The organism is Microbacterium sp. CH1 (assembly GCF_001595495.1).
GTDB lineage: Bacteria > Actinomycetota > Actinomycetes > Actinomycetales > Microbacteriaceae > Microbacterium.
The window spans coordinates 158,298-164,997 of sequence record NZ_LOSO01000001.1 but is presented as its reverse complement, the minus strand read 5'-3'; the positions used below and the strand labels follow the sequence as shown (position 1 = coordinate 164,997).

6 protein-coding genes are annotated in these 6,700 nt (G+C 69.7%); 2 read left to right on the top strand and 4 right to left on the bottom strand.

Going from position 1 to position 6,700, the window contains the following annotated elements; genetic code table 11:
* Window positions 1-13 precede the first annotated feature (13 nt).
* From AUV07_RS00885 to AUV07_RS00875, 3 genes are all read right to left on the bottom strand, one after another.
* Window positions 14-538 carry a cysteine hydrolase gene (locus AUV07_RS00885; RefSeq protein ID WP_062633025.1) on the bottom strand — a complete coding sequence of 175 codons (525 nt, stop codon included), beginning with the start codon at window positions 536-538 and terminating at the stop codon, window positions 14-16.
* Window positions 539-672: 134 nt separating this feature from the next.
* Complete coding sequence (locus tag AUV07_RS00880) at window positions 673-2,112, bottom strand: purine-cytosine permease family protein (protein WP_062633023.1); 1,440 nt, start codon at window positions 2,110-2,112, stop codon at window positions 673-675.
* Window positions 2,113-2,156: 44 nt separating this feature from the next.
* The gene (locus AUV07_RS00875) at window positions 2,157-3,440 is read right to left on the bottom strand and encodes a M18 family aminopeptidase (RefSeq protein WP_062633021.1); all 1,284 of its coding nucleotides are present in this window, start codon (window positions 3,438-3,440) and stop codon (window positions 2,157-2,159) included.
* Window positions 3,441-3,666: 226 nt separating this feature from the next.
* Between AUV07_RS00875 and AUV07_RS00870 the strand changes: the two genes are divergently transcribed.
* Complete coding sequence (locus tag AUV07_RS00870) at window positions 3,667-4,530, top strand: EamA family transporter (RefSeq protein WP_062633019.1); 864 nt, start codon at window positions 3,667-3,669, stop codon at window positions 4,528-4,530.
* A gap of 9 nt (window positions 4,531-4,539) precedes the next feature.
* Here AUV07_RS00870 and AUV07_RS00865 read toward each other — a convergent pair whose 3' ends face one another.
* Window positions 4,540-5,193 (bottom strand): response regulator, encoded by a 654-nt coding sequence (locus AUV07_RS00865; protein ID WP_231729504.1) that lies wholly within the window; start codon window positions 5,191-5,193, stop codon window positions 4,540-4,542.
* Between the two features lie 226 nt (window positions 5,194-5,419).
* On the opposite strand from AUV07_RS00865, the gene AUV07_RS00860 reads away from it, so the two are divergent.
* On the top strand, window positions 5,420-6,562 hold the full coding sequence (locus AUV07_RS00860; protein WP_062633014.1) for a sensor histidine kinase: 1,143 nt from the start codon (window positions 5,420-5,422) through the stop codon (window positions 6,560-6,562).
* Window positions 6,563-6,700 lie beyond the last annotated feature (138 nt).

Sequence of the window (6,700 nt, the reverse complement as noted above, 5' to 3'; positions counted from 1 at the left end):
CCGGGGAGGGGGGTCAGGGGGAGAGGAGGGGGGCGGTGTCGGTCACGGTGATCTGCGGGGGATACAGGGACATCACCTGCACGGCGGCGGCGTGGTTCTCGGCCGTGGAGCCGGCGCAGGCATCCGCCGCGAGCGTCACGCGTGCCCCGGCGTCCGCGGCAGCGAGAGCGGTGGACACGACGCAGCAGTCCGTGGACACACCTGCGAGCACGATCCGACCACCGCGCCCCACGATCGCCTCCAGCTCCGGACCCCACTTGCCGAACGTCGGGAGGTCGACGGTGGGATGAGGAGACAGGCCTTCCGCCTCGGGGACGAGCGCGTACAACGGGTCGTCGGCGGGGCGGTCGGCGAACGGCCACGCGGCGAAGTAGTCGCCCCAGGAGGTCGAGCGGTCGGCCGTCGGCAGCCACCGGGTCACGAGCACGCGCTCGCCGAAGGCGTCCGCGAGGCGCCGGATGTTCGTCATCGCGGAGGCGAAGAACGGCGAGCCCCAGGCGGAGTCGGGCGACGCGAAGATCACCTGCGGATCGACCACGACGAGCCAGCTCTCGCCCGGAGAGCCTGCCGCCTCCTCGGCCCCGGATCCTGTCGCCCCCTGGGTCCCTGAGCCTGCCGCCCCCTGGGTCCCTGATCCCGCCGCCTCCTGGGTCCCTGAGCCTGTCGAAGGGCTCACGACTCCTGCCGCCGGATCTTCCCCGCCCGCGCGAACCAGGTCACGAGGAACGAGAGCACGAGCGCCATGAACACCCCGAGGTTCGCGTACGCCCAGTCCCCGTCCGTTCCGCCGACGAGGAACAGGAGGTATCCCTGCCAGTTGTTCCACGGCGCCGCGTCGGCGAAACCGTTGAGCACGAGGCCCCAGCCGATCACGCTCGCGACGACCATGGTGCCGATCGCGGTCCAGTCCCAGGCGCCGTAGCGGCCGCGGCTGTCGAACAGGGCCTCCTCGTCGTAGTCCTTCCGGCGACGCAGGATGTCGGCGATGAGGATGCCGGCCCAGGAGGCCAGCGGCACGCCGAGGGTGATGAGGAAGCTCTGGAACGGGCCGAGGAAGTCGGTCGCGAAGAACACCACGAAGATGGTGCCCGCGGTGAGGATCGCGCCGTCGATCGCCGCCGCCGACGGCCGCGGGATGCGGATGCCGAGGCTGAGCAGGGTCAGGCCGGAGGAGTAGATGCCGAGCACCGCGCCGGAGACGAGCGCGAGCACGGCCGTGAACAGGAACGGCACGAGCACCCACACGGGCAGGATGCTCGCCAGTGCACCGATCGGATCGGCGGCGATCGCGACCATGAGCTCCTCGTCCGATCCCGCGAGCAGCAGACCGAAGACGACGAGGATGACCGGTGCCACCGAGCCGCCGATGGTGTTCCAGGCGACGATCGCCCCGTCGGACGCGGTGCGCTTCTGGTAGCGCGACCAGTCCGCGGCGATGTTGATCCAGCCCAGCCCGAATCCGGTCATCACCATGACGAGCGCGCCGACGACCTGGCCGATGCCCCCGTCAGGACGGGCCAGCACCGCGGCGAGGTCGATGGTCGGCGCGGCGAGGATGATGTAGACGATCGTCACGATGCCGGTGATCCACGTCAGCACCGACTGCAGCCGCATGATCGTGTGATACCCGAGCACGGAGGCCGCGACGATCAGCGCAGCGACGATCACGGTCGCGAGGATCTTCAGCCACAGGCTGTCGCCGTCGCCGCCGAGCTGCGTGATGACGGTCGCCGTCGCGAGCACGGCCATGATCGCGAGGAACGTCTCCCACCCGATCGACGTGAGCCAGGACACGATCCCCGGCACCTTCTGCCCCTGCACGCCGAACGCGGCCCGGGAGAGCACCATCGTCGGCGCCGACCCGCGCTTGCCCGCGATCGCGATGAGCCCGCAGAGCAGGAACGACACGACGATGCCGATGACCGAGACGACCGTCGCCTGCCAGAAGGAGATGCCGAAGCCGAGCACGAACGAGCCGTACGACATCCCGAACACCGAGACGTTCGCCGCGAACCACGGCCAGAACAGGTCACGGGGCTGGGCGGTCCGCTCGGACTCGGGGATGATCTCGATGCCTGCACGCTCGATGAGAGCCGGCCTGATGTCGGTCATCCTCACATCCTGGCACTCCGGGGGCGCACTCCGCGCGGCCCGATTCAGCCGGCGAAGAAGGCCCCGGCCACGCGGGTCAGGTCGTGCAGGTCCGAGACCCCGGCGAGCTCGCGGGCGGAGTGCATCGAGAGGACCGGGATGCCCACGTCGACCGTGCGGATGCCGAGCCGGGTTGCGGTGATCGGGCCGATCGTCGAGCCGCACGGCACGCTGTTGTTCGAGACGAACTCCTGCGTCACCACCTGGGCCCGATCGCACCAGTTCCGCCACGAGGCGGCGCCGACCGCATCGGTCGCATAGCGCTGGTTGGCGTTGAGCTTGAGGATGGGTCCGGAGCCGAGCACGGGCTGCACGACGGGGTCGTGCCGGCCGATGTAGTTCGGGTGCACGGAGTGCCCCACGTCGCTGGACAGGCACCACGACGACGCGTACGCCTGGCGGCGGGCGGAGCCGTCGGCGCCGAGTCCCGCGTACAGCCGCTCCAGGACGTCCTCGAGGAAGGGGCCTGCGGCGCCGGAGCGCGACTCGGAACCGAGCTCTTCGTGGTCGAACGCGGCGAGGATCGCGATCGGCGCGCCCGCCACGGGGGCGTGTGCCGCGAGGGCCACGACGCCCGCGTGCACGGAGGCGAGGTCGTCGAGCCGGCCGGAGGCGAAGAACGCGTCGTCCTTGCCGAACACGGCGCCCCGCGCGGCGTCGGCGACCACGACGTCGTAGCCGCGGATCTCTGCGGCGTCGATGCCGGCGGAGTCGGCGAGCTCGGCCAGCAGATCGGCCTCGGTCGGATCGCCCAGACCCCACACCGGCTGCGTCTCGGTCTGCTTGTCGAGCGCGAGGCCGTTGTTGACCCCGCGATCGAGGTGGATGGCGAGCTGAGGGAGGCGCAGCAGGGCTCCGGTGTCGGCGAGGACGACCCGGCCGTCGGCGAGGGCGAGCCGGCCCGCGAGGCGCAGCTCCCGGTCGAGCCACGAGTTCAGCAGCGGACCGCCGTACACCTCGACGGCGGCCTGCAGCCAGCCGCGGGCTCCGGTGGTGGGCTGCGGCTTGAGCTTGAAGCCGGGGGAGTCGGTGTGCGCCCCGAACACGTGCACGGGCGTCGTGGCGGTCGCATCCTCCGGCACCACCCACGCGATCGTCGCGCCGTCGCGGACCACGAGGTACCGGCCGCCGGGCTGCGCAGGCCAGGCGTCCTCCTCCTGCAGCCGCGTGAAGCCGGCCTCCTCCAGGCGGCGGGCCGTCTCGGCGGCAGCGTGATAGCTCGACGGGGAAGCGGCGACGAAGTCGGCGAGGTCCTCGGCGTGGGCGAGGGCGTCCGGGGTGACGGGCATGGCATGACCTTCCTGCGCGGGGTGTCCTTCGAGCGTAGTCGCGCCGGTCACCGCCCCCTTCCCGGTCGGGGATAGGGTGGTGGCGATAGCGCCTAGGGTTCCGGGGTCTGCGCCCGTCTGGTCCGAGCGGCGCCACGGTCCTCCTCCGCAGGGGGACCGTCATCTGACAGGACAAAAGCCCGGAGGACCCGATTCGTCGCGCCCGCGGCGGAGGGAAGGGTCTGCCGTGTCCGCTGTCGCTCTCGTCCTCGTCCTCGCCGCCGCGATCGCCCACGCGTCCTGGAACGTCATCGCGCACGGCATCAGCCGCGCCGGCTCGCCGTTCCTGTGGTGGGGTGCGGTCGCCAGCACGGTCGTCTGGATCGGTGCCGTGCCGTTCACGGGCGGACTCGGTGCGGCCGACCTCGGCTCGTTCGCGCTCGGGGTCTCCGTCTCCGCGGTCCTGCACGTGGCCTACCTGGCCGTGCTGCAGCGCGGCTACCGGGAGGGCAGCCTGTCGACCGTCTATGCGACGGCACGCGGCACCGGCCCCTTCCTCTCCGTGATCGTCGCCGTGCTCCTGCTCGGCGAACGCCCCTCGGCCCTGGCGCTCGTCGGCGTCGCGGCGGTGATCGCCGGGGTCGTCGCGATCGGGTTCGTCGACCGCCGTCCGGCGGGCAGCCGGCGCCGTGTCGACCCCGGGCTCCTGTTCGGTGCCCTCACCGGCGTCGCGATCGCGGTCTACACGATCTGGGACGTCCACGCCGTCCGGGAGTGGGAGCTGTCTCCCGTGGCGTTCATGGTCGGCACCACTCTGCTGCAGGTGCCGTTCTACTCCGTGGCGGTGCGCAAACGATGGGGTGCGGTGCGGGCGCTGGGGCGCACGCAGTGGCGCCGCATCCTCGCGTTCGGCATCCTGTCGCCGCTGTCCTACATCCTCGTGCTGACGGCCATCCAGATCGCTCCGGTGGCGCTGGTGGCGCCGCTGCGCGAGGTCAGCGTCGTGCTCGTGAGCCTGTTCGGCGCCTTCGTCTTGCGGGAGTCCCGGCCCGGCTGGCGGATCGGCGCCTCGCTGGTCGTCCTCACCGGGATCGTGCTGCTCGCGCTCTGAGGCGGAGGCTCACCGGAAGGTGACGAGGCCGGCGTGGGCGGCCGTGACGAGGATCTGCACGCGGTCACGCAGGTGCCACTTCGACATCATGCGACCGAGGTGGGCCTTCACGGTTCCCTCCGACACGATGAGCGCCTTGGCGATCTCGGCATTGGACATGCCCTTCGCGAGGCACTGCAGCACTTCCTCCTCGCGCTCGGTGAGCGGTTCGAGGGTTTCTGCCGCCGCGGTGGGAGTGGAGTCGCGCACGTGGCGGATGAGCATCGACGCGATGCGGGGCGACAGCGAACTCGCTCCGGCGAACACCTCGCGCACACCCGTGACGATCTCCTCCGCACTGGAGTCCTTGAGCAGGTAGCCGGAGGCGCCGGCGCTCAGCATGGGCAGCACGGTGTCGCTGCCATCGAGCGTGGTCACGGCGAGGATGCGCACGTCGGGCCACCGTTCGGCGATCGCCGCAGTCGCCTCGATGCCGTTCATCTCCGGCATCTGGACGTCCATCATCACGACGTCGGGCTTCTCGCGCTCGACCGTCGTGAGGGCCTCCACACCGTCCTCCGCCTGCGCCACGACCGTGATCTCGGGCGCGCGCGACACGAAGTGCGACAGCGCGGAGCGGACCAGAGGATCGTCATCGACGATCACGACGCGGATTTCCTGCATGGAGGAAGCCTAACGGCGTGAAGCGGGCGCTCTGAGGATGTAGACCTTTGGCTATCGAGGTCTGGACGAACGCCAGATGTGCGCTCCGCGCGCCGCCGAGAAGATGAATACAGACATCGACAAACGACCACATCAAGGAGGTGAAAAGTATGTCTTTCTGGCAGCAGGTTGGCAAGCTCTTCGGTCTCTACCGCTAGAATAGCTGGCAAATAGGAGATAGGGCACCATGGCCTTCGACCAGACGAAACGGGCGACGCCCGAAATCTTCCGCCTCGGTCGAGGAGAGCGGCTCAGCCGCGTGGAGCGCTATGTCATCCTCGCGATCATCTGCATCATGATCGCCGTTGACGTGAGCGGACTCATCACCGATCCGGACGTCAATCCCCTCACATCCGCGGTGAGCATCGCTTCGACCGCGGTCTTTGCCCTATTTCTCTGGTCCCCCCTCGTCGCGACCTGCGCGATGGGAGTGGCCCTCGGACTCTCTTTCCTCACCGGAACCGAGACCCAGGTGCTCATCACCGCCGCTTTTGCGGCGGCCTTGGTGATGCGGTTGGGATGGACGTCACTCGTCCTCTCTTACACGGCCGGATTCCTGGTCGCGACAGGCGTGATCGCCTACGGCGACTCGGAAGTGCCGGTGAATGTCGGCATCTATCTGATCTTCGCAACCGCGGCCGGTGCCGTCGGGCTCGCGCTTCGTCTCGCATTCGCGCGGGGTCGTCGTCTCGAGCACGAGCTGGAGGCTGCGGCGGAGCAGGAACGGGAAGCCGTCCTCGCCGAGCGACGATGGATCGCCGGCGAGCTGCACGACAGCATCGCGCACCACCTCACGGTGGTGTCGCTGCACGTGCAGATGCTCGAAGACCCCGAAGCAAGCGATGGCTCCCGGGAGGCGATCCGTGTCGCCGCTCGAAAAGCGATGACAGACCTCCGTTTCGTGATCGACCTCGCCGACGACGGGCCTCGCGCCGCGGGCATGCCGACGGGCGACCTCGTCGCGGCGGTCGAGGAGGCGCAGACCGAGTTCGAAGCGGCCGGGCACGACGTCATCCTCGATGGCGACCCCGGCGACGAACGCATCCCCCGGGCCGTGGAGATCGTGCTCGCGCGCATCGTGCGCGAGTCGGCCACCAACATCCTGAAGTATGCGGGCCCCGGTACCGTCGAGATCCGTCTCGCCGTGGACGACGACAAGGCCCACCTGTCGCTGCGCAGCCCGCTGCCCACGACGCCACGTCGCGAGCTCTCCTCCAGCCGGACCGGACTCGGACGGATGGCCGAACGCGTGATGGGAGCCAGCGGCGAGTTCAGCGCCGGGGAGGTGGACGGGCATTGGCTCGTCTCCGCCGTTTTGCCGGTGGTGTGAGCCCCACGTAGTCTGAGAGGACGCCCGTGATTCCGGGCCTGAGACCGTAGACGAAAGTCTACGAGTGTCTCGCCATTCGGTACTTCATCGCCTTCACGACGCCGACATATCCTGAAGGCTCCCCAGATAAAGCGTCCC